Origin of the sequence: Nonomuraea ceibae (assembly GCF_019396325.1) — a bacterium.
In the GTDB taxonomy this organism is placed as follows: Bacteria; Actinomycetota; Actinomycetes; order Streptosporangiales; family Streptosporangiaceae; genus Nonomuraea; species Nonomuraea ceibae.
Map to the genome: position 1 here is coordinate 1 of NZ_JAHKRO010000113.1, position 26,804 is coordinate 26,804.

At 72.7% G+C, this 26,804-nt stretch carries 25 protein-coding genes; 17 read left to right on the forward strand and 8 right to left on the reverse strand.

Annotated elements, in window-relative coordinates:
• The coding region (locus KME80_RS40590) for a universal stress protein (RefSeq protein WP_308126132.1) at positions 1-126 on the reverse strand (126 nt) is incomplete at its 3' end.
• 180 nt (positions 127-306) lie between these two features.
• Between KME80_RS40590 and KME80_RS40595 the strand changes: the two genes are divergently transcribed.
• From KME80_RS40595 to KME80_RS40620, 6 genes are all read left to right on the forward strand, one after another.
• Positions 307-2,127: a glycoside hydrolase family 15 protein gene (locus KME80_RS40595; RefSeq protein WP_219515156.1), complete on the forward strand. Its 1,821-nt coding sequence runs from the start codon at positions 307-309 to the stop codon at positions 2,125-2,127.
• The gene (locus KME80_RS40600; protein WP_219515159.1) at positions 2,127-3,728 is read left to right on the forward strand and encodes an IlvD/Edd family dehydratase; all 1,602 of its coding nucleotides are present in this window, start codon (positions 2,127-2,129) and stop codon (positions 3,726-3,728) included. Before KME80_RS40595 ends, KME80_RS40600 begins: the two co-directional genes overlap by 1 nt.
• 142 nt (positions 3,729-3,870) lie before the next feature.
• On the forward strand, positions 3,871-4,869 hold the full coding sequence (locus KME80_RS40605; RefSeq protein ID WP_219515161.1) for a C-terminal binding protein: 999 nt from the start codon (positions 3,871-3,873) through the stop codon (positions 4,867-4,869).
• 30 nt (positions 4,870-4,899) lie between these two features.
• Positions 4,900-5,259: an ArsR/SmtB family transcription factor gene (locus KME80_RS40610; RefSeq protein ID WP_219515164.1), complete on the forward strand. Its 360-nt coding sequence runs from the start codon at positions 4,900-4,902 to the stop codon at positions 5,257-5,259.
• Positions 5,256-5,873: a cation efflux transmembrane domain-containing protein gene (locus KME80_RS40615; protein WP_219515167.1), complete on the forward strand. Its 618-nt coding sequence runs from the start codon at positions 5,256-5,258 to the stop codon at positions 5,871-5,873. Before KME80_RS40610 ends, KME80_RS40615 begins: the two co-directional genes overlap by 4 nt.
• Before the next feature lie 93 nt (positions 5,874-5,966).
• Entirely contained in the window at positions 5,967-7,409 is a 1,443-nt protein-coding gene (locus KME80_RS40620) for a multicopper oxidase family protein (RefSeq protein ID WP_308126131.1), read from the forward strand.
• 25 nt (positions 7,410-7,434) lie between these two features.
• Here the strand turns inward: KME80_RS40620 and KME80_RS40625 are convergent, their stop codons facing one another.
• Together KME80_RS40625 and KME80_RS40630 are read right to left on the reverse strand one after the other, a co-directional pair.
• Positions 7,435-8,073, reverse strand: a complete 639-nt coding sequence (locus KME80_RS40625; RefSeq protein WP_219515171.1) for a response regulator — start codon at positions 8,071-8,073, stop codon at positions 7,435-7,437.
• Complete coding sequence (locus KME80_RS40630) at positions 8,070-9,128, reverse strand: sensor histidine kinase (protein ID WP_219515174.1); 1,059 nt, start codon at positions 9,126-9,128, stop codon at positions 8,070-8,072. Before KME80_RS40630 ends, KME80_RS40625 begins: the two co-directional genes overlap by 4 nt.
• 114 nt (positions 9,129-9,242) lie before the next feature.
• On the opposite strand from KME80_RS40630, the gene KME80_RS40635 reads away from it, so the two are divergent.
• Positions 9,243-10,610 carry an alpha/beta fold hydrolase gene (locus tag KME80_RS40635; protein ID WP_219515177.1) on the forward strand — a complete coding sequence of 456 codons (1,368 nt, stop codon included), beginning with the start codon at positions 9,243-9,245 and terminating at the stop codon, positions 10,608-10,610.
• Positions 10,607-11,251 (forward strand): hypothetical protein, encoded by a 645-nt coding sequence (locus tag KME80_RS40640; RefSeq protein ID WP_219515180.1) that lies wholly within the window; start codon positions 10,607-10,609, stop codon positions 11,249-11,251. The genes KME80_RS40635 and KME80_RS40640 overlap by 4 nt, the downstream gene beginning before the upstream one ends.
• Here the strand turns inward: KME80_RS40640 and KME80_RS40645 are convergent, their stop codons facing one another.
• Entirely contained in the window at positions 11,252-11,833 is a 582-nt protein-coding gene (locus tag KME80_RS40645) for a TetR/AcrR family transcriptional regulator (protein ID WP_219515183.1), read from the reverse strand. It abuts the gene before it with no gap.
• 80 nt (positions 11,834-11,913) lie between these two features.
• On the opposite strand from KME80_RS40645, the gene KME80_RS40650 reads away from it, so the two are divergent.
• From KME80_RS40650 to rph, 3 genes are all read left to right on the forward strand, one after another.
• A complete protein-coding gene (locus KME80_RS40650; RefSeq protein WP_219515199.1) occupies positions 11,914-12,879 on the forward strand; it encodes an LLM class oxidoreductase in 966 nt (321 codons plus the stop codon).
• The gene (locus KME80_RS40655; RefSeq protein WP_219515200.1) at positions 12,876-13,364 is read left to right on the forward strand and encodes a flavin reductase family protein; all 489 of its coding nucleotides are present in this window, start codon (positions 12,876-12,878) and stop codon (positions 13,362-13,364) included. The genes KME80_RS40650 and KME80_RS40655 overlap by 4 nt, the downstream gene beginning before the upstream one ends.
• Before the next feature lie 93 nt (positions 13,365-13,457).
• Positions 13,458-16,061, forward strand: a complete 2,604-nt coding sequence (rph, locus tag KME80_RS40660) for a rifamycin-inactivating phosphotransferase (RefSeq protein ID WP_308126133.1) — start codon at positions 13,458-13,460, stop codon at positions 16,059-16,061.
• An 84-nt stretch (positions 16,062-16,145) separates the two neighbouring features.
• Here rph and KME80_RS40665 read toward each other — a convergent pair whose 3' ends face one another.
• Genes KME80_RS40665 through KME80_RS40675 form a run of 3 tightly spaced genes read right to left on the reverse strand, consistent with a single transcriptional unit; the run spans position 16,146 to position 19,352 of the window.
• Positions 16,146-17,105 carry an MBL fold metallo-hydrolase gene (locus KME80_RS40665; protein ID WP_219515273.1) on the reverse strand — a complete coding sequence of 320 codons (960 nt, stop codon included), beginning with the start codon at positions 17,103-17,105 and terminating at the stop codon, positions 16,146-16,148.
• A gap of 22 nt (positions 17,106-17,127) precedes the next feature.
• Entirely contained in the window at positions 17,128-18,213 is a 1,086-nt protein-coding gene (locus tag KME80_RS40670; protein ID WP_219515205.1) for a mandelate racemase/muconate lactonizing enzyme family protein, read from the reverse strand.
• Entirely contained in the window at positions 18,210-19,352 is a 1,143-nt protein-coding gene (locus KME80_RS40675; RefSeq protein ID WP_219515208.1) for an alpha/beta fold hydrolase, read from the reverse strand. The genes KME80_RS40670 and KME80_RS40675 overlap by 4 nt, the downstream gene beginning before the upstream one ends.
• Before the next feature lie 175 nt (positions 19,353-19,527).
• Between KME80_RS40675 and KME80_RS40680 the strand changes: the two genes are divergently transcribed.
• From KME80_RS40680 to KME80_RS40705, 6 genes are all read left to right on the forward strand, one after another.
• Positions 19,528-20,184: a peroxiredoxin-like family protein gene (locus tag KME80_RS40680; protein WP_219515221.1), complete on the forward strand. Its 657-nt coding sequence runs from the start codon at positions 19,528-19,530 to the stop codon at positions 20,182-20,184.
• 231 nt (positions 20,185-20,415) lie between these two features.
• Positions 20,416-21,678 carry an ABC transporter substrate-binding protein gene (locus tag KME80_RS40685; protein WP_219515224.1) on the forward strand — a complete coding sequence of 421 codons (1,263 nt, stop codon included), beginning with the start codon at positions 20,416-20,418 and terminating at the stop codon, positions 21,676-21,678.
• Positions 21,675-22,475: an ABC transporter ATP-binding protein gene (locus tag KME80_RS40690; RefSeq protein WP_219515226.1), complete on the forward strand. Its 801-nt coding sequence runs from the start codon at positions 21,675-21,677 to the stop codon at positions 22,473-22,475. The genes KME80_RS40685 and KME80_RS40690 overlap by 4 nt, the downstream gene beginning before the upstream one ends.
• Positions 22,472-23,302, forward strand: a complete 831-nt coding sequence (locus tag KME80_RS40695) for an ABC transporter ATP-binding protein (protein ID WP_219515228.1) — start codon at positions 22,472-22,474, stop codon at positions 23,300-23,302. Before KME80_RS40690 ends, KME80_RS40695 begins: the two co-directional genes overlap by 4 nt.
• An 11-nt stretch (positions 23,303-23,313) precedes the next feature.
• Positions 23,314-24,213, forward strand: coding sequence for a branched-chain amino acid ABC transporter permease (locus KME80_RS40700; protein WP_219515232.1), 900 nt, complete (start codon positions 23,314-23,316; stop codon positions 24,211-24,213).
• A complete protein-coding gene (locus KME80_RS40705; protein WP_219515235.1) occupies positions 24,206-25,306 on the forward strand; it encodes a branched-chain amino acid ABC transporter permease in 1,101 nt (366 codons plus the stop codon). The genes KME80_RS40700 and KME80_RS40705 overlap by 8 nt, the downstream gene beginning before the upstream one ends.
• A 50-nt stretch (positions 25,307-25,356) precedes the next feature.
• Here KME80_RS40705 and KME80_RS40710 read toward each other — a convergent pair whose 3' ends face one another.
• Entirely contained in the window at positions 25,357-26,538 is a 1,182-nt protein-coding gene (locus KME80_RS40710; protein WP_219515239.1) for a homogentisate 1,2-dioxygenase, read from the reverse strand.
• Between the last annotated feature and the right edge of the window lie 266 nt (positions 26,539-26,804).

The window sequence follows — 26,804 nt, forward strand, 5'->3', positions numbered from 1 at the left end:
CATACCCCGCCGCCGCGCGTCGGCGGCCGCCCATTCCAGCGCCGTGTCCGACGGCGCGGAGCCGTCCACGCCGACCACCACAGATTTGACCATCACGCACCTTCCCCCCGGATTCTTCCCTCCCATACCCGGGTGACCGTGGCCGTCATCACGCCCGCCGGCCCGATCGGAGTAACGCGGAATCCGTTACGCATTCGCCAAAGGATTTATTAATTCCCGGCCGCTGACCTGCGGAGAAGCGGCGTTATCCGCTCCTCCGCCGGGGGTACTCGGTGATGCAGTCCATTCCGACGAAAGAGTTCGGCGATGCTCGACACCGACCCGCCCTTCCGCCCGGTCCGCCGCGCGGACGGCTATCCGCCGCTGGAGGACCTGGGCCTGATCGGCGACGGCGACACGGCGGCGCTGGTCGGCCTGGACGGTTCGATCCCGTGGCTGTGCCTTCCCCGCTTCGACAGCGAACCGCTGGTGTGCGGGCTGCTGGACCAGGCCCGTGGCGGGCATTTCACGCTCACCGCGGACGGCCTGCTGGAGGCGCGCCAGTTCTACGAGCCCGACACCGCCGTGCTGGTGACCGAGCTGCGCGCGCCGTCCGGGCTGGTACGGATCACGGACGCGCTGGCCCTGCGCGCCGGGGCCGATCTCAGCGACGACGCGGGGGCGGGCCGGGCCGAGCTGGTCCGTTCGGCCGTGGTCGTGAGCGGGACCGTGCGCCTGCGGGCGGAGCTGGAGCCGCGCGGCGGCGGGCAGGCCCGGGCGCTCGGCAGCGGTCTGGAGGTGCGGGCGCTGCGGCGGCCCGATCTGCGCCTGCACCTGCGGTCCAACCGGCCGCTGACCGGGCTGCGCACCGAGCACGACCTGGAGCAGGGCGACCGGCTCGACCTGGTGCTGTCGTGGGGGCGCATCCACCGGCACCACCGGTTCGCCCCCGAGACGATGCTGCGCGACACCGCCGGAGCGTGGCGCCGCTGGATGGCCAAGTGCGGCTACGACGGCCCGCAGGCGGCGCTGGTCCGGCGCGCGGTGATCACGCTGAAGCTGTGCGACGACTGGGTGAACGGGTCGCTGGTCGCGGCCCCGACCTCGTCGCTGCCCGCCCCGATCGGCGGGGTGCGCAACTGGGACTACCGCTACACCTGGATCCGGGACGCCGCCTATGCCGTGTTCGCGCTGCGCCGGGTGGGCTTCGGCGAGGAGGCCGACGCCTTTCTCGGCTGGGTGCTGGACGCCTTCGAGCAGAGCCGCAGCCCGCGGATCATGTACACGCTGCTCGGCGCCGCCGTGCCCGAGGAGGTGCAGGACGCCGAGCTCGAAGGCTACCGGCGCTCGGCCCCGGTGCGCTGGGGCAACGGCGCGGCCGACCAGCGCCAGCACGACGTGTACGGCGAGGTGCTGGACTGCGCCGACCAGTGGCTGCGCCCCGGCCGCGAGCTCCAGCCCGCGCTCTGGTCCGGCCTGGCGGAGCTGGCCGAGGCCGCCGCGAGCACGTGGCGGCAGCCGGACCAGGGCATCTGGGAGGTGCGCAGCGAAGGCCGGGTGTTCACGTACTCGGCCGGGATGTGCCAGGTCGCCCTCGACCGGGCTGCGGCGATCGGCGAGCGCCTCGGCATGCCCGGCCAGATCGCGTCCTGGCGCCGGGAGGCCGAGACGCTGCGCCGGGTCATCCTCGAGGAGTCCTGGGACGAGAGGGCCCAGTGCCTGAGCGAGCATCTCGACGGCGGCGGCAGCCTCGACGCCAGCCTGCTCGCGCTCCCGCTGCGCAAGGTCGTCCCGGCGGCCCACCCGCGCATGGCGGCCACGACGGCGGCGATCGCGGCACGCCTGTCGGCCGGTGACGGCCTGCTCTACCGCTACCTGCACGAGAGCTCCCCCGACGGCCTGCCCGGCGACGAGGGCGCGTTCCTGCTGTGCAGCTTCTGGCTGGTCGACAACCTGATCCTGCTGGGCGAGCGGGACCGGGCCGGGGAGCTCTACGCGTCGCTGTGCGCCCGGGCCAGCCCGCTGGGGCTGCTGCCGGAGCAGATCGACCCGTCGACGGGCGCGTTCATGGGCAACTTCCCCCAGGCGTTCAGCCACATCGGCGTCATCGCCAGCGGCGTCAACCTCGCCCGATCGGAGGGATCCTGATGGCGGCCACAGGCGGCCTGCGCAGCCAGGCATGGTGGGACAACGCGGGCAATCCGGAGATGACCGCTCTCTACCTCGAACGCTTCCTCAACTTCGGGCTGACCCCGGGCGAGCTCCAGTCCGGCCGGCCGATCATCGGCATCGCCCAGACGGGCAGCGACCTCGTCCCCTGCAACCGCCACCACCTGGCCCTGGCCGACCGGGTCAGGGACGGCATCCGCGACAACGGCGGCATACCGCTGGAGTTCCCGGTCCATCCTCTCCAGGAGACCGGCAAGCGCCCGACCGCCGCGCTGGACCGCAACCTCGCCTACCTGGGGCTGGTCGAGGTGCTGTACGGGTATCCGCTCGACGGGGTCGTGCTGACGACGGGCTGCGACAAGACCACGCCCGCGTGCCTGGCCGCGGCGGCGACGGTGAACATCCCGGCGATCGTCCTGTCCGGCGGGCCGATGCTCAACGGCTATCACCAGGGTCAGCGGGTGGCCGCGTCGGGCTCGGGGCTGGTGATCTGGCAGTCGAAGCGGCTGCTGGCCACCGGGGAGATCGACTACGCCGAGTTCTCGGCGCGCGTGGCGGCCTCCGCGCCCAGCATCGGGCACTGCAACACGATGGGCACCGCGCTGTCGATGAACTGCCTGGCCGAGGCCCTGGGCATGTCGCTGCCGTGCTGCGCGGCGATCCCGGCCCCGTACCGGCGGCGGGCGCAGATGGCGTACGACACGGGCCGCCGGGCGGTGGATCTCGTCCGCGAGGACCTGACGCCGCGCAAGATCATGACCATGCCGGCCTTCGAGAACGCGATCGTGGTCGCCTCGGCCATCGCCGCCTCCACCAACGTGCCCATCCACGTCAACGCCATCGCCCGGCACGTCGGGGTGCCGCTGACCATCCAGGACTGGCAGCGCGTCGGCGGTGACGTCCCGGTGCTGGCGAACGTCGCCCCCGCCGGGGAGTTCCTCGGCGAGGACTTCTACCGCGCCGGCGGCCTGCCCGCCCTCATGCGGTCGCTGCTGGCGGCCGGGCGTTTGCACGGCGACGCCGTGACCGTCACCGGCCGGACCGTGGCCGAGAACCTGGCCGACGCCCCGCCCGCCGACCCGGAGGTCATCCGCCCCTACGACCAGCCGCTCGCCCCGCGCGGCGGGCTGCTCATCATGACGGGCAACCTGTTCGGCTCCGCGGTCATGAAGACCTCCGTCCTGGCCGGCGACCTCCGCCCGGTGGCGGACTACCGCGCCGTCGTCTTCGACGGGCCGGAGGACTACCACGCCCGCATCGACGACCCCGCCCTGGAGCTGGACGAGAACTGCATCCTCGTCATCCGCTACACCGGCCCGATCGGCTATCCGGGCTCGGCCGAGGTGGTGAACATGGAGGTCCCGGCCACGCTGATCCGGCGGGGGATCACGACGCTGCCGACGCTGGGCGACGGCCGCCAGAGCGGCACCTCCGACGCGCCGTCCATCCTCAACGCCAGCCCCGAGGCCGCGGCGGGCGGCAACCTCGCCATCCTGCGCACCGGCGACCGCATCCGCGTCGACCTGGACAACGCCCGCGTCGACGTCCTGCTGACCGACGAGGAGATCGCCGAGCGGTAGGCCGATCACACGCCGCCGCCGCTCGACAACCAGACGCCGTGGCAGGAGATCTACCGCGCCACGGTCGGGCAGCTCGACGGCGGCGGCTGCCTGGAGCTCGCCCTGGACTACCAGGACCTCGTCCACACCAAGGGGATTCCCCGTGACTCGCACTGACGCCAGAGGCACCATCATGATCGCCGACTCCGACTTCGGCGACGTGGACATCGAACGCGCGATCGTGGAGGGCGCCGGGTTCGAGCTGCTCGCCGCCCAGTGCAAGAGCGAGGAGGAGGTGATCGAGAAGGGCCGGGACGCCGACGGCGTGCTGACCCAGTACGCCCGGATCGGGGCCCGCGCGATCGAGGCGTTCACCCGCTGCCGGGTGATCGCCCGCTACGGCACGGGTGTGGACATCGTCGACGTGGACGCCGCGACCCGGCGCGGCATCCAGGTCACGAACGCGCCGAACGACTGGTGCGCCGAGGAGGTCGCCGACCACGCCGTCGCGCTCTGGCTCGCCGCCGCCCGCAAGATCTGCGCGTACGACCGGGCGACCCGGGAGGGCGTGTGGCGCTGGCAGAGAGGGGAGCCGGTCTGGCGGCTGCGGGGACGGGTGTTCGGGCTGCTGTCCTTCGGCTTCATCGCCCAGCTCATCGCCGATCGTGCCAAGGCGTTCGGCGTCGAGGTGTGGGCGCACGATCCGTTCGTCGACGAGGCCGGGATCCGGGCCCGCGGCGTGCGGCCGGTGTCGTTCGACGAGCTCGTGGAAGGCGCCGACTACCTGGTGATCCAGGCGCCGCTCACGCCCGGCACCCACCACGCCTTCGACCGTACGACGCTCCGCAGGATGAAGCCGACGGCCCTGCTCGTCAACACCGCCCGCGGCCCGATCGTCGAGGACGCGGCGCTCCACCAGGCGCTCACCGAAGGCTGGATCGCCGGCGCGGCCCTGGACGACCTGGAGGAGGAGCCCGCGAAGCAGCGCGGCTGGAAGCCCCGCAACCCCCTGTTCGCGCTGCCCGGCGTGATCGTCACGCCGCACGCCGCCTACTACTCCGAGCAGGCCGTCGCCACCGTGCGGCGCTTCGCCGCTGAGGAGGCCGTACGGGTCCTGACCGGGCAGGGCGCCCGCAGCCCGGTCAACGACCTGACGACTTGAGGCATCGCGCCATTGGGATAACATCGCCGTATGGCGATTGATAGTGAGGCCGGGCGCTGCGTGAGCGCGGACATCGCCGCGGGCGTCTCCCCGGCGGCGGCACTGTTCCACTCCCTGTCGGACGAGAACCGGCTGCGCATCGTGGCCCGCCTCGCGCGCGGCGAGGCGCGGGTGGTCGACCTGGTGGGCGAGCTGGGCCTGGCCCAGTCCACGGTCTCCAAGCACCTGGCCTGCCTGCGCGACTGCGACCTGGTCGACTACCGGGCCGAAGGACGCCAGTCCTTCTACTCCCTCTCCCGGCCCGAGCTGATGGACCTGCTCGCCTCGGCCGAGCACCTGCTGGCCGCCACCGGCCACGCCGTGGCCCTGCGTCCCGCCCAGGCGTCATGACCACGCTGAACCCGCCCGCCCCGGACCGGCGGGCGGTCCTGCGGCGCCGCGTCCGGCTCCTGGTCGCGGCCACCATCGCGTACAACGTCGTCGAGGCGGCGGTGGCCATCACCGCCGGCGCGGCCGCCTCCTCGGCCGCCCTGATCGGCTTCGGCCTGGACTCCGTCGTGGAGGTCGCCTCGGCCGCCGCCGTGGCCTGGCAGTTCACCGCCGCCGACCACGAGAAGCGGGAGCGGACGGCGCTGCGGGTCATCGCGATCTCGTTCTTCGCGCTGGCCGCCTACGTCGGCTTCGACGCCGTACGCGCCCTGCTGGGCGCCGGTGAGGCCGAGCACTCCACCCCCGGCCTGATCATCGCCGCGCTGTCGCTGGTCGTCATGCCGTTCCTGTCGTACGCGCAGCGGCGCGCCGGCCGCGAGCTCGGCTCCGCCTCCGCGGTGGCCGACTCGAAGCAGACCCTGCTGTGCACCTATCTGTCCGGCGTGCTGCTGGCCGGGCTGGCGCTCAACAGCCTGTTCGGCTGGTCCTGGGCCGACCCGGTCGCCGCCCTGGTCATCGCCGCCGTCGCGGTCAAGGAGGGCCGCGAGGCATGGCGCGGCGACGACTGCTGCTGACACGCGGGCGATCAGAGCTGAACCGGGCGCGTCGCGCCGTGCCCTGTCGGTGACTCTCCGTTACCTTGCGTGGGGTGAAGGAGAGGAACCGCAGTGAATGATTCGCGTGGGGCCGTGTCCCGCAGGCTGTTCGTCAGCGGCGTGTTCGCCGCCCTGGGCGCCGCCCCCGTGGTCGGCCCGATGGACGGCCCCGCGGTGGCCGCCGCGGCTCCCCGGGGCAGCGTGCTGCGGGCCCGGCCCGGCACCGTCGTCCTCGACGGGCGCACCCTGTCCACCTGGATGTACGACGACCGGCTGCCCGGCCCGCTGATCCGGGCCACCGCCGGCCGGACCGTACGGGTCAGGCTCGTCAACGAGCTGCCCGCGCCGACCACCGTGCACTGGCACGGCATCCGCATCACCCCGAAGATGGACGGCGCCCCCGGCCTCTCGCAGCGGCCGACCCCGCCCGGCGGCACGTTCGACTACGTGTTCACCGTCCCGGACCCCGGCACGTACTTCTACCACTCGCACGTCGGCATGCAGAGCGACCGCGGCCTGTACGGCGCGCTCGTCGTGGCCGACCCGCGCGAGCCGCTCGGCTACGACCAGGAGTTCACGGTCGTGCTCGACGACTGGCAGGACGGCGTCAAGGGCACCCCCGAGGACGCCGAGCGGCGGATGAGCGCCACCTCGCACGACAAGGGCCTCAGCAGCCCTCTCCTCGGCGGCGTCGCGGGGCACATGCGCTACCCGTACTACCTGGTCAACGGGCACACCGCGAACGAGCCCAGGACGTTCCACAGCCGTCCCGGGGCCCGGGTCAGGTTCCGGGTGATCAACGCGGCGGCCGACACCGCCTTCCGGGTCGCGCTCGGCGGGCACCGCATGACCGTCACCCATACCGACGGGTTCCCGTGCAAGCACGTGACCGTGGACGCGTTCGTGCTGGGCATGGGCGAGCGCTACGACTTCGTCACGACGCTGGGCGAGGGGGCGTTCCCGCTGATGGCGATGGCGGAGGGCAAGAGCGGGCGGGCGTTCGCGGTGGTGCGGACCTCGCGGGGGGCCCGCAGGCCGTCGCCGGACGGCACGGTGCCGGAGCTCAACCGCCAGATGCTGAAATATCAGGACCTGGAGGCTCGGCGGGCCGACCAGCTCCCCCAGCCCTCCCGGACCGTCACGGTCACGTTCGGCCTGCGTAAACGCCCCGGCGGCGACGAGTGGACCCTCAACGGCCACGGCGCCGACGACCCGCTGCGCCTGCGCGTCGAGCGCGGCGAGACGATCAGGATCGTCATGCACAACGACACCCACATGTGGCACCCCATGCACCTGCACGGCCACACCTTCCAGGTCCGGACCACCGACCGGGGCGGTCCGAGGAAGGACACCGTCAACATCAAGCCGCGCGAACGCATGAAGATCGACGTGCATGCCGACAACCCGGGCGAGTGGATGTTCCACTGCCACAACCTCTTCCACCAGGAGCAGGGCATGATGGGCACGCTCGGCTACGGCAGGCCCCCGCGCCGCAAGCACGACATGGGGCACTGACCCTGCTCCACGGCCGCCCGCCGGGTCAGGCGGGGAATGGCGCGTCGCGGAGGAGCAGGGCAGCCTGCACGCGGTTGGCGCAGTTGAGCTTGGCGAGGATGCGGCTGACGTAGGTCTTGACGCTGGCCTCGGTCATGTGGGCGCGCCGGGCCACCTGGGCGTTGGACAGGCCCTGCGCCACCAGGGCGAGGATGTCGGCCTCGCGCGCGGTGAGCGTGGCCAGCCTGCGGGCGGCTTCGCGTCCGCGCTCGTCGTCGCCGGGCGCGGCCATGTCGAGCACCTGGCGGGCCACGGCCGGCGACAGGTACGCGTGCCCGGCGTGCGCGGCGCGGACCGCGCGGATGAGCTCGTCCGGGGTGCACGTCTTCAGCACGAACCCGGACACGCCCTGCCGTACCGCTCGCCGTACGTTGTCCTGGTCGCCGAAGGCGGTGAGGAGCACCACCCGCGTGCCGGTCAGCTCGGCGGCGGCGGCCAGGCCGTCCATGACGGGCATCGCGAGGTCGAGGAGCGCGACGTCGACGCTGTGGCTTCGGGCGGCCCGCACGGCTTCGCGGCCGTCGCGGGCGGTGGCCACCACCTCGATGTCGCCCGCCGACTCCAGGACGGTGCGGATGCCGGTGGTGATGAGGGGTTCGTCGTCGGCCACCAGGGTCCTGATCATGAGGCTGCCTCCGCGAGGACCGGCACCAGGGGGAGCATCGCGACGAGCCGGAACTCGCGCGTCCCGGGGTGGACGCGCAGCAGGCCGCCGGCCGAGGCGACGCGCTCGGTGAGCCCGCGCAGGCCGCTGCCGCCGCCGGTGGAGGCCGCGGGAGCGCGGGGCGCCGGGTTGGCCACCGAGATCAACAGGGCGTCGGGCTGCCAGTCGAGCGACACGGTGATCGGCGTGCCGGGCGCGTGCTTGACCGCGTTGGTCAGCCCTTCCTGGACGACCCGGTAGGCGGCGTGGGAGGCCCTCGGGTCGGCGAGCGGGACGGCCTCGCCGGACGTGTCGACCGTCACCGTGGCCCCGGCGGCGCGGGAGCGGGCGACGAGGTCGCCGACGTCGTCCAGGCCGGGCACGTCGTGCTCGCGCAGCGCGTTGACCACCTCGTGCAGCTCGGCGGCGGCGGCTCGGGCGGTGTCGGCCAGGCCGCCCACGGCCTGCCGCTGGTCCGGCGGCAGCGGGCCGACCTGGAGCGCGGCGGCCTGCACGGAGACCAGGCTGAGCAGGTGGCCCAGCGAGTCGTGCATGTCCTGGGCGATGCGCAGCCGCTCGCGCAGGCGTTCCTGCTCGGCGATCAGGGCCCGCTCGCGGCGCATGTGCTCGCGCTGCTGGGCCACGTACCGGCCGGCGAGCAGCGGCAGCGCGGTCAGGATGACGACGCGGGCCAAGCTGATCCACGGCTCGTCGGAGCCCGGGGACCGCCGCACGGCCAGCAGCAGGACGCACACGTACGCGCTGAGGGCGCAGGCCGTCACCACCACGTCCCGGCGCGCGGAGATGCGGTGCCCGGCCTGGAAGCCGGTGCAGGCCAGCAGCGCCAGGGAAGCGCCGGTGAGCACGGCCAGCGCCAGCGCCGCGAAGAAGGCGGCGAACGGCAGCCGGTTCGCCGCCGCCACGGTGAGCGCCACGGCCACCGCGTAGGCGGCGAGCATCCAGCCCTGGGTCCCGTCCAGCCACAACAGCGCCGTGTCCGCGACCACGACGGCGGCGACGACCGCATACCTGGACATGGAATTCACCCTACTCAGGGCGTATCGGGGTGCTCATAGTCCACTTTGGTGAACAGTGTCCGCTGACCTTCGAGGGCAGACCCGGGTCGTGGGCGACTTCTAGCGTTTCGTCGCATGTTCAAGACACTTCTCGGGGTGGCCATCCTCACCGCCCCGGTCAGCGCTCCGGCGCCGCAGCCGGGGCTGTCGTGGAGCGCCTGTCCCGTCGCGGACGCGCCCGAGCTCCAGTGCGCGGACCTGCCCGTCGCCCTGTCCCCCGGCAGCGGCCGTAAGCTCGTCCTGAAGGTCGCCCGGCTGCCCGCCACCGGCGCCAGGGAGGGGTCCGTGCTGGTCAACTTCGGCGGCCCGCAGGGTTTCCAGATCGCCTCGCTCGGCTCGCGTACCCGCATCTTCGACAAGATCCGGCGGTCGATGGACGTGGTGACGTGGGACCCGCGCGGCTATCCCGGGCTCAGCGGCGCGGTGCTGAAGTGCGACTGGGGGTTCGTGCGCACCCCGGCGTTCCCCGCCGACCAGGCCGGCTTCGACCGGGTGGCCGCGGCCAACAGGAGCCGGGGCGAGGCGTGCCGTGACACCGATCCCGAGCTCTTCGACCACATGTCGGCCGCCGACGACGCCCGCGACGCCGACGCCGTCCGCCGGGCGCTCGGCGACGAAAGCATGAACTTCCTGGGGCTCTCCTACGGCGGGACGATCGCCCAGTCCTACGCCCGCCTGTTCCCCGACCGCGTGCGCACGCTGTACGTCGACGGCACCCGCAACCACAGCGTCCGCGACTGGCAGCGCGAGCTCGACGCCGAGGCCCGTGAGACCGAGCGGTTCCTGGACCGCTTCTTCGCCTGGGCCCCCGCCGGGACGGAGAAGCGCTGGCGGGCCCTGACCGCGAAGGCCGACCGGGAGCCGATCCCCGCCCCTCGGGTCGACGCCCGCTACGACGGCACGCAGCTCCGGGCGCTGGCGTTCCTCAAGCTCCGGCCCGGCCCGGCGAGCTGGGGCGACGTCGTGGCGGCGATCACGGCCGCCGAGAAGGGCGACGCGTCGGGCTTCGCGCTGTCTCCCCGTCAGCCCTACCCCGGCGCCCCCGGCGGCGGCTACAAGGAGTGCCTGGACCTGCCCCGCCCGGCGGACCAGCGCGACCTCGCGCGGACGACCAGGCGGCTGCGCGCCCTCGCCCCCAGCGCCGGCGCCTCCTTCGCCCTCGCCTGGCACCTGCCGCTCACCTGCGCCGGCTGGCCGGCCCCGGTGACGAACCCGCCCGCCCCGATGCCCCGCACGCTGCCGCCCATGCTGGGCGCGGGCACCTGGCAGGACTACGAATCCACCCGCCGGGTCGTCAGCCGGATCCCCGGCAGCCGCACGATCAGGCACGACGGCCCCGGCCACAACCTGTTCGGCGCGATGGCGAACCCGTGCGTCGTCGAGCACGTCAGCAGGTACGTCACCGAGCGCCGGCTGCCGCCCCGGGGCGCCACGTGTCCGTGACCAGGAGGCTCCGGATCGCGGGCGGCGTCATCGCGCTCCTGCTGGCCGCCGCCGTGGCGGTGACGGCGATCGCCTTCCCGTCCGTCGCGGCCACCACGTGCCCCGGCTGCTACGGCCTGGAGCGCCTGCAGCCCGGCGTGTACGCCGAGCCCGGCCTGCCGCCGGACCGGCGCAGGCACGTGGCCGAGGTCGTCGCACAGGCCGACCAGCGGGTACGCGACTTCTTCGGCGGCCGGGAGAGCGCCCCCGACATCCTCGTGTGCCTGTCCGACGACTGCTACCGCAGGATCGGCGGCGGTCGCGAGCGCGGCATCGCCGTGCTCAACCGGTCGGTGATGCTGTCGCCGCGCGGCGTCGACCCGGTGATCGCCTCGCACGAGCTGGCCCACGTGGAGCTGCACGCCCGGCTCGGCGGGCAGGAGGTGCCGCAGTGGTTCGACGAGGGGCTGGCGGTCCTGGTGAGCGGCGACCCTCGTTATCTCGCGCCGGCCGGTGACCGCTGCCTGGCCGAGCCCCGCGCGTCCCTGCCGGTCACTTTGGACGAGTGGCTGCGTGCGGCCTCGAAGGACTCCCGCGTGTACGCCGAGGCCGCCTGTCAGGTCAGCCGGTCCGGCCGGGACGACTGGCCCGGCCTGCGCTGATCAGGCCTGGTTCACCGCCAGGCGGACGAGCTGTGACAGGTGGGTGGCGGCGCGGCGCAGCGGCAGGTCGTCCTGGCGGACGCGGCTGAGCAGCTCGGCGCCCTCCAGCGTGCTGATGACGGTGCTGGCCAGCTCGTCGGCCGTGTCGGCGGGGACGCCCGCCTTCTGGATCGCGGTGCTGACGAGCCGCTGCCAGTGCGCGAGGGCTTCGTCGGCCGCCTGCTGGATGCCGGGCACGCGGCCCACGGTCTCCAGCGCCGTGACGGCGACCGGGCAGCCGTCGACCCAGGCGGAGGTCTTCAGCGCGGACACCATCAGCCGGGCGCAGGCGGCGACGCCCTCGGCCGGGTCGGGGCTGGAGGCCAGGCCCTCGCGGAGCAGGTCGGCGTACTCGGCGGCGCCGTGGCGCACGGCCTCGACCGCGAGCTCCTGCTTGCCGCCAGGGAAGAAGTGGTACACGGAGCTGACCGAGGCGCCGGCGGCCAGGGCGATGGGCTTGACGGAGGCGCCCTCGTAGCCCTGCCGCTGCAGCAGCTCGGCGGCGGCCCGTACGATCCGGGCGCGCGTGTCCTGGGAGTCCATGACTTCAGCCTACCTGGTTGGAACGTTCGATCCAGTCAGGCTATGCTCTGGATCGAACGTTCCAACCAGAAGGGGTTGTCATGAGTGACCGCACAGGCCACGTCGGGTTCGACCGCATGTTCGCCAACGGCAGGCTGACGGTCGGGCTGTTCCTGCCGCTGTGGCCCTACACCGGCGACATGGCGGCGCTGCGCGGGCAGAGCGCGCTCGTCCAGGAGGCCGAGCGGGCCGGGTTCGCCGCCGCGTGGGTCAGGGACATCCCGCTGGCGGACGCGAGCTTCGGCGACGTCGGCCAGGTGTACGACCCCTGGTCGGCGCTGACCTGGCTGGCCGCGCACACCTCGACGATCACACTGGCCTCCGGCAGCGTGATCTTCAGCCTGCGCCACCCCATCGACCTGGCCAAGCAGGCGGCCTCGATCGACCACCTCTCCGGCGGCCGGCTGGTGCTCGGCATCGCCTCCGGTGACCGGCCCAGCGAGTTCCCCGCCTACGGCGTCGACTTCGAAAGCCGGGGCCGGCGCTTCCGGGAGGCGGTGCACGCCTTCCGCGACCTCCTGAAGCCCTCCGCCTCCGGCGTAGACCTGCTGCCCAAGCCGGTGCACGGGCACATCCCGCTGCTGGTCACGGGCTCCTCCCAGCAGGCCCCCGACTGGATCGCCGAGCACGCCGACGGCTGGCTCGTCTACCCCGGCTCCACCACGACCGCCGAGGGCCCGATCGCGCTGGGCAAGAAGGCGGCGACCTGGCGCGGCCGGATCCCCGGGGCCGCGTTCAAGCCCGTGGCCACCAACGAGTGGATCGACCTGATGGAGGACCCGCTGCACCCGCCCACCCCGCTGCGCGGCGGCTTCGTCCTGCGCACCGGGACCCAGGGCCTGCTGGAGCTGCTCGGCCGCTGGCAGGACGTCGGCATCAACCACTGCGCGCTCGGCGTCCAGCACGGCAGCCGGCCCGCCGGCGAGGTCCTCGCCCAGCTCGGCGAGGAGGTGGTGCCCCACTTCCCGGCGCTGGAGACCGCCGCGCCCCGGGCCTCCGCGTGGTGACCGAGCCGATGCGGGCCGTCATGCGGCAGTGGCCCACCGGGGTCGCCGTCGTCACCACGCGATCCGCCACCGGGCCGCACGGCGTCACGATCAACAGCCTGCTGTCCGTGTCGCTGGAGCCGCCGACGATCCTGGTGTCGCTGAGCCGCAGCAGCCGTACGCACGGCCTCATCATGCGCAACCGGAGCTTCACCGCGAACCTGCTCGCCACCGGGCAGAGCGCGCTCGCCGCCCACTTCGCCGGGGAGCGCCCGGTCGGCGAGAGCGAGTTCGCGGACGTGGACTGGTCGCCGTCCCCCTGCTCGGGCAACGCGATCCTGCCGGGCGCGCTGGCCGCGATGGACTGCGCGATCACGACGACCGTGCCGGCCGGTGACCACACGCTGTTTCTGGGAAGGGTGGAGGCGGTCCATCAGCTCGGCGCCGAGGAGCCTCTGGTCTACGCGAGACGGGCCTACCACCGGCTCGCCACTTTCAGGTTATAGCAGATCGGCGTCCCTCATGAGGCGCCGGAAAGTGCTCCATACTGCCCGTTGCGAACCGGCCCGACGAACGACGGAGCGACGGAATTGCGTTACGTGATCGGCTTCCAGCACATCGACTCGACGAAGATCGCGACAGTGGGCGGCAAGGGGGCGCACCTGGGCGAGCTCTCGCGCGTCGAGGGCGTCCGCGTGCCGGACGGGTTCTGCGTCACGACGGACGCCTTCGGGCACGCGGTGGCGCCGTCGATCGACGCGCTGCTCGACCGGCTGTCGCGGGTGGGGCCGGAGGATCACGAGGCGATCCGCACGCTGAGCGCCGAGATCCGCGGCGTCGTGGAGAGCGTCGAGCCGCCCGGCGAGCTGGTCGCGGCGGTCGGCGGGCAGCTCGCCCGGCTCGGCGAGCACGGCGCCTACGCGGTGCGGTCCAGCGCGACGGCCGAGGACCTGCCGACCGCGTCCTTCGCCGGCCAGCAGGACTCCTACCTGAACGTCGTGGGCCGGGCGGAGGTCCTCCGGCACATCCGCAGGTGCTGGGCGTCGCTGTTCACCGAGCGGGCGGTGACCTACCGGTGCCGCAACGGGTTCGACCACCGGCAGGTGCGGATGGCGGTGGTGGTGCAGCGGATGGTGTTCCCGGAGGCGTCCGGGATGCTGTTCACCGCCGACCCGGTGACCTCGAACCGGAAGGTCGCCACCGTGGAGGCCGGATGGGGACTCGGCGAGGCGCTCGTGGCCGGGCTGGTCTCCGGTGACGTCTACACGGTGCGCGACGACCGGGTGGTCTCCGCGACGGTCGCCGACAAGCCCCGGTACGTGCTCGCCACGCCGGGAGGCGGCACGCGGGACGCGCCCGTGGAGCCGGAGCTGCGCTCGCGCCCGGCGCTGACGGACGCGCAGGTCGTGCGCCTGGTGCGGCTGGGCCGGCGCGTCGAGGCGCACTTCGGCCGGCCGCAGGACATCGAGTGGTGCCTGGCCGGCGACGACTTCCACATCGTGCAGAGCCGGCCGATCACCACCCTGTTCCCCGTCCCGGTCACCGGCGACGAGGAGAACCACGTCTACGTCTCCGTCGGCCACCAACAGATGATGACCGACGCGATGAAGCCGCTGGGCCTGTCCCTGTGGCAGCTGACGACCCCGCGCCCCATGCAGGAGGCGGGCGGGCGGCTGTTCGTCGACGCGGCCCCGCTGCTGGCGACGCCCACGGGCCGCGCGGGCCTCCTGGGCACCCTCGGCAAGTCCGACCCGCTCATGCTCGACGCGCTGAAGACCGTCCTCGACCGCGGCGACTTCATCGACCCGCTGCCCGACGGCGACCTGGAGTCCCTGCCGGCCGCGCTCAGGCCGCCCGGCGACACCCCGCCGGTCGAGACCGACCCGGCCGTCGTCGCCGAGCTGATCCGGCTCAATGAGGAGTCGGTCGCCGAGCTGCGGCGCGCCATCGAGGGGCTGTCCGGGACGGAGCTGCTCGACTTCGTCACGGCCGACCTCGCGGAGCTGAAGCGCCTGCTGTTCGAGCCGCGCGGCTACGAGGTGATCATGGCAGGGATGGACGCCTCCTACTGGCTCAACGAGCACCTGGAGGAATGGCTGGGCGAGAAGAACGCGGCCGACACGCTCACCCAGTCGGTGCCCCACAACGTCACGGCCGAGATGGGGCTGGCGCTCCTCGACGTCGCCGACGTCGTCAGGCCGCACCCGGAGGTCGTGGCGTTCCTGCAGCGGGTCGCGGACCAGGGCCGGGAGGGCGACGGCTTCCTGGACGAGCTGGCCGCGCTGCCCGGCGGGCGGGAGGCGCGTGACGCCCTCCTGGGCTTCCTCGGCACGTACGGCATGCGCTGCGCGGGCGAGATCGACGTAACCAGGACCCGCTGGAGCGAGCAGCCCGCCATGCTCCTGCCCGCCCTGCTCGGCAACGTCAGGAACTTCGCGCCCGGCGCCGGGAAGCGGCACTTCGAGCAGGGCCTCCAGGAGGCGCGGCGCAAGGAGCGGGAGGTGCTGACGCGGCTGCGCGCCCTGCCGGGCGGGCAGGAGAAGGCCGAGGAGACCAAGCGGATGATCGACCGGGTCCGCACCTTCGCCGGCTACCGCGAATACCCCAAGTACGGCATGATCAGCCGCTACTTCGTCTACAAGCAGGCGCTGCTGCGGGAGGCCGACCGGCTGGTCAGGGCGGGCACGCTGGGCGCGCGGGACGACGTCTTCTTCCTCCGGTTCGAGGAGCTGCGGGAGGTCGTGCGCACCGGCGAGGCGGACGCCGGGCTGATCCGCGACAGGCGGGAGGCGTTCCGCACGTACGAGACGCTGACGCCGCCCCGGGTGCTCACCTCCGACGGCGAGGCGCTCAACGGCCGGTACCGGCGCGCGGACGCCCCGCCCGGCGCGCTGCCCGGCCTCGCGGTCTCGGCCGGGACCGTGGAGGGCCGGGCCCGGGTCGTCACCGACATGGCGCGGGCCGACCTCGAAGCGGGCGACATCCTGGTCACCGCCTACACCGACCCGAGCTGGACCCCGCTGTTCGTCACCGTGGCGGGGCTGGTGACGGAGGTGGGCGGCATCATGACGCACGGCGCGGTGATCGCCCGCGAGTACGGGCTGCCAGCCGTCGTGGGCGTGGAGCGGGCCACCCGGCTGATCCGCGACGGGCAGCGCATCCGCGTCAACGGCACCGACGGGCACGTGGAGATCCTCACCTGACGCGGGCGGCGGTGATGCCTCCAGCCTGGCGGGAGAGGGGCGCGGGCTGGAGGCATCACCTGGTCGGGCGGCGGGCCGATCCGGTCAGCCGGTGAGGCGGTCCCAGACCTCGCGGTCGCGCTCGGGGGTCCAGATGCCGGGTCCCCGGCCGTCGAGCTCTTCCCAGGCGCGCCAGGTGTCGAAGACCATGGCGTGCTCGAACACCGGCATGCCGCCGTAGACGGGCAGCAGCGCCTCGCGGGCCGCCACGTACGCCTGCTCGACCGTGCCGCCGCCGCGCTTGACGGTGTCCACGGCGGTCATCAGCGTGCTGAGGAAGTCGCGGGTGAGCTCGATCGCGCGCTGGGAGGCGGCGCGGTCGCGGGCGATCTCGCCGCGCCCGCCGACGAGGATCTCCACGTCGAGCGCCTTGACCCGGTCGAGCGTGCTGGTCATCCAGTCCCGGTGGTAGGCGTCGCCGGTGTAGACGGCCGAGCCGTTCTCCACCAGGTCGCCGGCGAACAGGACCTTGGACTTGGGCACGTACGCGTAGATGTCGCCGGAGGTGTGGCCGTTGCCCGCCCAGGCCAGCTCGACGGTGCCGCGGTCGCCGCCCAGCTCGATCGACAGGTGGTCGTCGAAGGTGAGCGTGGGCCAGGTGAGGCCGGGGATGGTCTCGTGGCCGGCGAACAGGCGGGGCATCCGGCCGAACTCGACGGCCCAGTCCTCCTTGCCGCGCTCGACGATGAGCCGCCGGGTCTCGGTGTGCGTGATGATCTCCTGCGCGTCGAAGGCGGCGGCGCCGAGGACGCGGACGGCGTGGTAGTGCGACAGGACCAGGTAGCGGACCGGCTTGTCGGTGTGCTGCCGGAGCTGGGCGAGCCAGCGCTCGGCCATGACGGGGGTGGCGCGGGCCTCGAAGCAGACCAGGAAGTCCTCGCCCTCGATGGCGCCCACGTTGGGGTCGCCTCCGGTGGTGAGGGCGTACACGCCGTCGGCGAGGACTTCGAGGATCTCGGGCTTCTCTTCGGTGTCTGCGGTGGAGGCGAAGGGCTTGGACACGATGTGCTCCTGTTCGGGTCGTTCGTCAGGCGTGCCGGAGGCGGTCGAGCGCGGCGGTGTCCCACAGCATTCCGTGACCGGGGCGGTCGGGCGGGGTGGCCACGCCGCCGCTGATCGGCAGCGTCTCGGCCAGCACCTCGTCGATCAGCGGGAAGTGCTCGACGTAGGTGCAGTTGGGGACGGCCGCCGCCAGGTTGACGTGCAGCTCCGGCAGGAAGTGGGGGGTGAGCACGGCGCCGTGGACCTCGGCGACGGCGCTGATGCGCAGCCATTCGGTGACGCCGCCGCACAGCGGCACGTCGGGCTGCAGCACGGAGGCGGCGTTCTCGCGCAGGTAGCCGGCGAAGTCGTGGCGGCCGTGCAGGTGCTCGCCGACGGCGAGGGGGACGCCCTGGCGGGCGGCGAGGTGGGCGTGCCCGGCGAGGTCGTCGGCTGGCAGCGGCTCCTCCATCCAGTAGACGCCGAGGTCGTCGAGTCGGCGGCCGAGCCACACGGCGGTGGGCAGGTCGAGCCGTTCGTTGCAGTCGACCATGATGCGCAGGCCGTCGCCGAGCGCCTCGCGGACGGCTCGTACGCGGGCCACGTCCTCCTCGGCGCGGCGGGCGCCGACGCGCAGCTTGACCGCGTCGTAGCCTTCGGCGACGTACTGGCGGGAGCCCTCGACGAGCTCGTCCACCGACATGGCGTGGGTGGATCGGCCGCTGCCGTAGACGGGCACGGTGTCGGTGTGCGCGCCGATGAACCGGTAGAGCGGCAGGCCGGCGCGGCGGGCGCGCAGGTCCCACACGGCGATGTCGGCGGCCGACAGCGCGGGCAGCGCGATGCCCTTGCCGAGCCGGCGGGTGGCGGCGGCGATCTCGTGCCAGCGGCGCGGCCAGGAGTCGAGCGGGGTGCCTTCGGCCTTCTCCTTGACCAGGCCGGTGAGCAGCGCGTACAGGGCTTCTGCGCCGCCGGTGAGCGCGTAGGTGAAGCCGGTGCCGGTGGCGCCCTCGTCGTCGGTGAGGGTGACGTGCAGCAGGTCGACCTGGGTGGCGCCGGAGCCGCCGCGTCCCGCGCCGAGCGGGATGCGGACCCAGGCCGTGCTCAGGTCGGCGATCGTCGGACGGTTCACAGGACCTTTCCCATCCAGCCGATGAGGGCGTCGGCCATGACGGCGGTGAGCTCGGGCTGGCCGTTGAGGTAGTGACGGCCGCCCTGGACGGCGGTGAGCGCCTTGGTGTCGTGCGGCACCGCCTCGTAGAGCTGGCGGGCGTGGGAGGGGAAGCACGCCTGGTCGGCGGTGCCGTAGATGACGTGCACCGGGACGTCGACGCCGGCCAGCCGGGCCGGGCCGTCGCCGTGGGAGGTGCGGATCGACCACTGCGACAGCCACGAGCGCAGGCTCGTCAGGTGGCCGAGCGTGGTGGGCCGCAGGTTGGCCTCGTACGGCTCGCCCCACAGGGTGCCGGGGGCGCGGTCGGACGGGTCGATCGACAGGTCGGCGTTGCGCGGGTCTGCGCAGGTGGCGTGGATCCTGATAGGCAGGTCGGTGACGCGGCCGCCGCTGCGCTCGTCGAGCTCGGCGAGCCGGGCGATCACCGCGTCGGTGATCCGCTCGCTGCGCTCCCGCTGGGCGGCGCGGTAGCGGGCCAGCCATTCCTCCCCGTACGGGGGGCCGTTGTGGGCGGCGAACATGTCGAGCTCGGGGTCGCGATCGAAGGGGTCGTCCTCGTCGCGCACGGCGGGGTCGAGCCATTCGACGAGCAGGTTGGCCCGGCCGGGGTGGGCCATGAGCATGACCAGCGCGTCGGCCGGCGGCAGGTGGGCCCCGGTGAGGTCGGGGCCGCCGCCGTACGGCGAGGAGGTGATGGTGGGGTTGCGGGCCTGCTCCTGGTAGAGGGCGACGAGGCCGCCGCCGCCCGAGTTGCCGACGAGCACGACCTTCTCGTATCCCTCGGCGCGCAGGTGGCCGACGACGGAGGCGATGTCGAGCACGCAGTTCTCCAGCAGGAGGACCGAGTCGTTACCCAGGTAGCGGGTGGTCATGGCCACGGCGTCGACGCCGCGTTCGGCCCAGGCGTCGAGGGCGTAGTGCCCGAGGAAGTTGGAGGAGGGGTGGACCACCACCACGGCGGTGTCGGCGCGCCGTCCGGGGCGGGCGCGCACCCGGGAGCACCACAGCACTCCGGCCATCCGGGCCACGCCGGAGTAGACCTCCGAGGCGCCGGCCGCCGTCCCGATGGGGACGGTGAGCAACTCCCGCTCAGCCATGTCCTTACCACCTCACGCATGTTCGATTAACGGTTGCGCTCACCATATATCGGTATCACTCACCCTAACAGCACCCCCCAAGTCTTGACAGCGGCACGTTCCGCTTCCCAGGATGCGCCTAACGCGCAAATTGCGAACACAACAACCGAATAACGGTTATGGAGGTGGGTGTCCGGTGCAATCGCTCAACGAGATCCTGGCGGCCAAGGCGGCGTCGGTGCAGCGGCCCGAGGAGGCCAAGCAGGCCATCAACGACGCGTTCGCCGAGATCGAGGCCGCCGGTCTCGTGCCAGGGCTGGAGATCGGGGAGAAGGCGCCCGACTTCGCCCTGCCCGGTGCGACCGGCGCCACGGTACGGCTGTCCGAGCGGCTCGCCGAGGGGCCGGTCGTGCTGATCTTCTACCGGGGCTCCTGGTGCCCGTACTGCAACCTCGAACTGGCGGCGTACCAGGCGGCCCTGCCCGAGTTCCGCGAGGCGGGGGCCCGGCTGGTGGCGATCAGCGCGCAGTTGCCCGACGATGCGCTGTCGATGCAGGAGAAGCACGAGCTGGCCTACGACGTGCTCTCCGACGCCGAGCAGGAGGTGATGACCGCCTACCGGGTGCGGTTCGAGCTGCCCGACAAGATCAAGCCGCACCTGCTGGACGTCACGGCGGCCGCGCTGGCCCGCCAGCAGCCCGACGGCCGCTGGAGCCTGCCGGTGCCCGCGACGTTCGTGCTGGACTCCGCCGGGATCGTGCGGGCCAGGCACGTGACGATGAACTACCGCACCCGCATGGAGCCCGCCGACGCCCTGCGTGCCGTCCGCGAGATCCAGGCGGCCGGCGCCTGACCTGCTCTCTCCGGGGCGGTGAAGCGGCCGTTTCGCCGCCCCACATCATTCCTGTTGCCGTTTGGCCACCCTCTTGACACGCCAGATCGGGCCACAGCACGATAGTCGAACGGTATAACCGAATATCGGTTGCATGCCGCTCTCTCCCCACCGACCACCGAGTGATCTCTACTGCCCGCGGCCACGCGTTTCCCGACGAACGCGAACCCGTATCGGCACGAAAGGGGACGCATGCCATCCCGCAAGCTCCGCATGGCCGCCGCGCTCGGCGCGGCGACCCTCGCGATCACCACCATGTCCGCCTGTTCCACCAAGGCGGAGACCAGCGCCGGCAGCTCCGGGGGCATGCCCGTGGGGCCCGGCGTGGACGGCTCCGCGATCAACCTGGGCCTGCTCACCGACATCACCGGGCCGTTCGCCGCCATCGACAAGCAGCAGAACCTCGGCGTCAAGCTCTACTGGGACGCCAAGAACGCCGCGGGCGGCGTCTGCGACGGCCGCAAGGTCAACCTGATGACCCGCGACCACGGCTACGACCCGCAGAAGGCGGTGTCCCTCTACTCCGACCTGTCCCAGCAGGTCCTCGCCCTGCAGATCACGGTCGGCTCGCCCACCACGCTCGCCGTGCTGCCCAAGCTGGAGCAGGACGGCGTGCTCGCCGTGTCGATGGGCTGGTCGCCCAGCGTCAAGGACAGCTCGTCGATCATCATCCCCGGCACCACCTACGACATCGAGATGGTCAACGCCGTCGACTACCTGATCGAGCAGAAGAAGCTGGCCGAAGGCGACAAGATCGGCTACATCTACCTCAAGGGCGACTACGGCGAGCCCGGCCTGGCGGGGGCCACCTTCGCCGCCGAGGCCAACGGCATGACCGTGGTCGGCCAGCAGATCGACCCGACCGTCAGCGACCTGTCCGGCCAGGTCAAGCAGATGGCCGCGGCGGGCGTCAAGGCGCTGTTCCTGAGCGCGTCCGGCCGGCAGGTCTCCTCCGCGGTGGCCGTGGCCGACGTGGAGGGCCTGGACGTGCCGATCGTCGCCGCCTCCCCCGGCTTCTCCCCCGAGTCTCTGACCACCGGCGCGGGATCGGCCATGGAGAAGAACATGCTCGTCGTCAGCTCCGCCGCGCCGTTCGCCGGCGAGGGCCCCGGCCCCGAGCAGGTCAGGAAGCTGTACGCGGAGTCCGGCGACAAGTCGATCACGCCCAGCCTGTGGGTGACCCTCGGGTACGCGGCGGCCAGCGTGATGGACCAGGCCATCACCCAGGCGTGCGACAACAAGGACCTCAGCCGTGAGGGCCTGGCCACCGCGTTCCGGCAGAAGGGCGCCTACGACACCCAGCAGACCACCGTGCCGCTGGACTTCTCCAAGAAGGGCGTCTCCCCGTCCACCCAGACCTTCATCATGAAGCCGTCCAAGGACGCGGAAGGCGGCCTCGAGCTGGTCCAGGCCGGCTACACCGGCCCCGACACCGCGAAGTTCCAGGCCCGATGACCGAACGGGAAAGCGACCCGCTGCTCTCCGTGCGCAACCTCGGGGTGCGCTACGGGGACGCGGTGACCGCCCTGCGGGACGTCAGCGTCGACGTCCCGCAGGGCGGCATCGTGGCCGTCCTCGGCAGCAACGGCGCGGGCAAGTCCACGCTGCTGCGCGCGATCTCCGGCGTGCTGACCGGCCAGGCCGGGCGGATGACCGGCGGCGAGATCAGGTTCGCCGGCGCCCGCATCGACGGCCTGGGCGCCGAGCGCCGGGTCAAGTCCGGCATCGTGCAGGTGCCCGAGGGCCGCCGCGTCTTCGCCCACCTGACCGTCGAGGAGAACCTGCGCGCGGGCCGCTACGGCAACGCGAAGGGCAAGCGCCCCGGCGACCTGGAGCGGGTCTACGAGCTGTTCCCGGTGCTCGGCGAGCGCCGGAAGCAGACCGCCGGCCTGCTGTCGGGCGGCGAGCAGCAGATGCTGGCCATCGGCCGGGCGCTCATGGCCGAGCCCCGGCTGCTGCTGCTCGACGAGCCGTCACTGGGCCTCGCCCCGAAGATCATCGACCGGATCGTGGACCTGCTGCGCGAGATCCACCGGCAGGGCACCGCCATGCTCGTCGTCGAGCAGAACGCGGCGGTCGCCCTGGAGCTGGCCGGCCACGCGTACGTGCTGGCCGTGGGCGAGGTGGCGATCGAGGGCCCGGCCGAGCGCCTGCGCGGCGACGACCGCGTACGCCGCCTCTATCTCGGCGGCGAGCCCGACGAGGAGAGCGCCGCCACGCTGCCCGGCGACGCGCGGGGAGGGACGCCATGACGGCACACGGCACCACGGCCCCCGGGGCCCGGCTGGAGGTCAGCGACGTCACCGTCCGGTTCGCCGGGGTGACGGCGCTCGACAGCGTCACCTTCACCGCCGAGCCCGGCACCATCCACGCGGTGATCGGCCCCAACGGCGCGGGCAAGTCGTCCCTGTTCAACGTGCTGTCCGGGATCTACAAGCCGGCCGGCGGCAGCGTCCGCGTGGACGGCGCCGAGCTCATCGGGCTCGCGCCGCACCGGGTCACGGGCCTCGGCGTCGGCCGGGCGTTCCAGAACGCGTCCATGTTCGCCGGGCTGACCGTCGAGGAGAACCTGCTGCTCGGGCGGCACCGGCTGGGCAGGGGCGGGGTGTTCGGCGCCGGGCTGCGGCTGCCGCACATGCGCCGCTCCGAGCGGGAGGCCAGGGCCAAGGTCCGCCAGGTCGCCGAGTTCCTCGGCGTGGACCACCTGCTGCCGCTGCCCGCCGCCGAGCTGCCCTACGGCGAGGCCAAGCGGGTCGACCTCGCCCGCGCCCTGGCCACCGAGCCGAGGCTGCTGCTGCTCGACGAGCCCGCGGCCGGCATGCACACGCACGAGAAGCTCGCCGTCCGCGACACCATCCGCAGGATCGCCACCGAGCAGCGGATCACGGTCCTGCTGGTCGAGCATGACATGGGGCTGGTGATGGGCATCTCGGAACAGGTCACGGTGCTCGACTTCGGCCAGGTCGTGCTCACCGGGCCGCCTGACCAGGTGATCGCGGACGACGCGGTGATCGCCGCCTACCTGGGCAGGGCCGGCGCCGCAGAAAAGGAACGTTCCGAGTCCGAGCCGCCATCCTAGGAGCCGGTTTCATGGCACAACTTCTCTCGATGCTGGTGGAGGGCGCGTCGCTCGGTGCCGTCTACGCGCTCGTCGCCCTGGGCATCGTCGTCATCTACAAGTCGTCCAGCGTGGTCAACTTCGCGCAGCCGAGCCTGCTGATGTTCGGCACGTACGTGGTGGCCAGCGCGACCAGCCTGCACGGGCTGTCGTTCTGGGTGGCACTCCCGCTGGGCGTGGCCGCCGCCGCGATCCTGGCCGTGCTGATCGACCGCCTGCTGGTCAGCAGGTTCCGCAAGACGAACGCCGTGGTCGCGGCGAGCATCATGACCATCGGGCTGGACGTGGTGCTGCTGACCGAGACCGACCGGCGGATCGGCTCGCAGATCCTCACCACGGACGACCCGTGGGGCAACGACGTGGTGCGCTTCCTGGGCATCGGCGTCGCGGAGGCGCGGATCGCCGCGCTGGTCGTCGGCGCGCTGCTGCTGGTGCTCTTCCAGCTCTGGCTGCACCGCAGCGACTTCGGCGTGGCCATGCGGGCGACGGCCGAGGACCCGGAGACGGCGTCGCTGATGGGCATCCGGCTCGGCCGGGTGTCGGCGACGGCGTGGGCGGTGGCCGGCGCCCTGGCCGTGTGCGCCGGCCTGTTCATCGTCGCCTACCCGAGTCCGGGCCTGGACACGTCGGTCGAGGCGGTGGCGCTGCGCGCGCTGCCGGCGGCGATCATCGGCGGGCTCGACTCGACGACCGGCGCCATCGCCGGCGGGCTGATGGTGGGGCTGAGCGAGGTCCTGGTCCGCGGCTACGGCGAGCACCTGGCGTTCCTCGGGCAGGGCTTCGAGGAGGCCGCGCCGTACGTGCTGATGCTGGTGGTGCTGCTGGTCAGGCCCGCCGGGCTGTTCGGGATACGGGAGGCCGTCCGTGTTTGACAAGATCTCCGGGCGGATCCGGTGGCGGGCGCCGGTGGCGGTGGTGGCGGGCGTGGTCCTGCTGGCCATCCCCCTGTACGCCGACCGGTTCTGGCTCAACCTGGGCTCGTTCGCCTTCGCCGCGGCCATCGGCGCGGTGGGGCTGATGATCCTGGTCGGCCGGGTCGGGCAGCTCTCCCTGGCACACTCGTTCTTCCTGGCCGTGGGCGCCTACGGCTACATCTGGCTCAGCTCGCCGGGCACGGAGGACTCCTGGGGGCTCGGGCTGCCCAGCCTGCTCGCCGCGGTGATCGCGGTGACGATGGCGGGGCTGGCGGGGCTGGCGTTCAGCCCGCTGGCGGGCCGGTTGAAGGGCATCTACCTGGGCGTGGCGTCGCTGGCGCTGGTGTTCATCGGCCAGCACGTGCTGTTCGCGGCCGAGCCGCTCACCGGCGGCTACAACGGGCGCAACGTGCCGGAGCTGACGATCGGCTCGTTCCAGGTGCTGGGCGTCGAGCCGGAGCTGTCGCTGTTCGGGGTGCCGCTGCGCCAGGCCGAGCGCGGCTGGTACGTGACGCTGCTCGTGCTGGTGCTGACCACGGTGTTCGCGGTGCTGGTGCTGCGCAGCCGGGTCGGCCGGGCGTTCGCCGCGATCCGCGACGGCGAGGTGCACGCGGCGGCGCTGGGCGTGCCGGTGGCGCGCTACCGGTCGGTCGCCTTCACGCTGTCGAGCGTGTACGCGGGCCTGGCCGGCGTGCTGCTGGCCCTGCTGTTCCAGCGGGTGGTGCCCGAGTACTGGGACCTGTTCCTGTCGCTGGAGTACCTGGCGATGGTGGTGATCGGCGGGCAGGCGTCGGTGGCCGGGGCGATCGCGGGCGCGGCGTTCGTGTCGTCGCTGCCGCTGCTCCTGCAGCGCTACAGCGACGCCGTGCCGGGCATGGGCGGCGCGGTGTCCGACTTCGGGCCCGCCTACGTGGCGCAGATCCTCTACGGCGGCCTGATCGTGGTCATCCTGTTCTACGAGCCGAAGGGGCTGGCGGCGCTGGCCACACGGGCGCGGAAGGCGCTGACGCCGCGCCGTGCCGTCCCGGCCGAGCGCACACCGGCCTCCTGACGGCGAAGAGCCCTGCGACCGTGAGTCGCAGGGCCCTTCGCCGTGGTGGTTCACCCGCCGACGTCGATACCGGCGCCGCGCGCCCACGACCAGGCGTAGTCGGCGTCCTCCGCCTGGCTCAGGTCGGGCCCGAGGTCGAGCGGCCGGAACGTGTCCACCATGACCGCGTACTCCTCGGTCCTGGTCACCGTCAGGCTCTTCTCCGCGCTGCCCGGCTGCGGGCCGTGGATGTAGCCCGCCGGGTGCAGGGAGACCGAGCCCATGCCGATGCCCGTGCCGGCCCGGCTCATGAAGTCGCCGCCGCAGTAGAACAGCACCTCGTCGGAGTCGACGTTGGCGTGGTTGTAGGGGACCTTCACCGCGTCCGGGTGGTAGTCGTACATGCGCGGCACGAACGAGCAGATGACGAAGCCCGGCCCCTCGAACGTGATGTAGGTGGGCGGCGGCAGGTGCAGCGCGCCCGTCGAGGGGGTGAAGTCGCGGATGGACAGCGCGTAGGGGTAGTTGTAGCCGTCCCAGCCCACCACGTCGAACGGGTGGTAGGCGTAGGTGTAGCGGGTCAGGCCGCGCCGGTGCTTGACGTAGACGTCGGCGGGGCCGTCGGCGGACGTCAGCTCCTCGGGGCCGCGGATGTCGCGCTCGTTGTACGGCGAGCCGTCCAGGAACTGCCCGAACGGCGACATGAAGCGCTTGGGCGGCCTGATGTGCCCGCCGCCCGACGCCGTCACCACGAACAGTCTCAGCTCCCCGCCGAGCAGCCGCCACCGGTGGGTGGTGGAGGTGGGGATGACGACGTAGTCGCCGTCACCGACCTCCATCCGGCCGAAGGGCGACTCCAGCACGGCCGAGCCGGACTCGACGTAGACGAGCTCGTCGCCGACGGCGTTGCGGTAGAGCGGGCTGTCGGCGTCGGCGGCGACGTACGAGATCGTCACGTCGGAGTTGCCCATGAGGACCCGCCGGTCGAGGATCGGGTCGCCGCCCGGCTCGAACGCGTGGGTGCGCAGGTGCCGTGGCAGCAGCGGGTCGTTCGGCCGGAGCCCGCCGCCGGTGTCGGGCCGGCTCTCCGCCGCGGTGATGGCGGTCGGGATCCGGCGGTGGTACAGGAACGACTGGGTCCAGCTGAACCCCTCCTCGCCCTGCATCTCCTCGTGGTAGAGGACGCCGTCGCCGCCGCGGAACTGGGAGTGCCGCTTGCGCGGCACTTCGCCCAGGCGCCTGTAGTAGACCATGGCCACCCCATTCGAGATCGTGCCCCTGCATGCATGGGCGTTCTATTATCGGTTACAGGTACCGCATATCGGCGATCCTCGCGCAGGGGGTGAAGGGTTGTCAATCGTGCGGACATGCGAAAGGCCCCGGTGCCCGCTCCTTGGGTTCTAGGGTTCGTTGCAACACCCCACTTCAGGGGATGCGATGGACTTCGAGATCCGCAAGGTGCGCAAGGCGCAGGGGGCGAAGAAGCTCCGGGCTGAGCGGGAGGAATACTTTCGGCTCA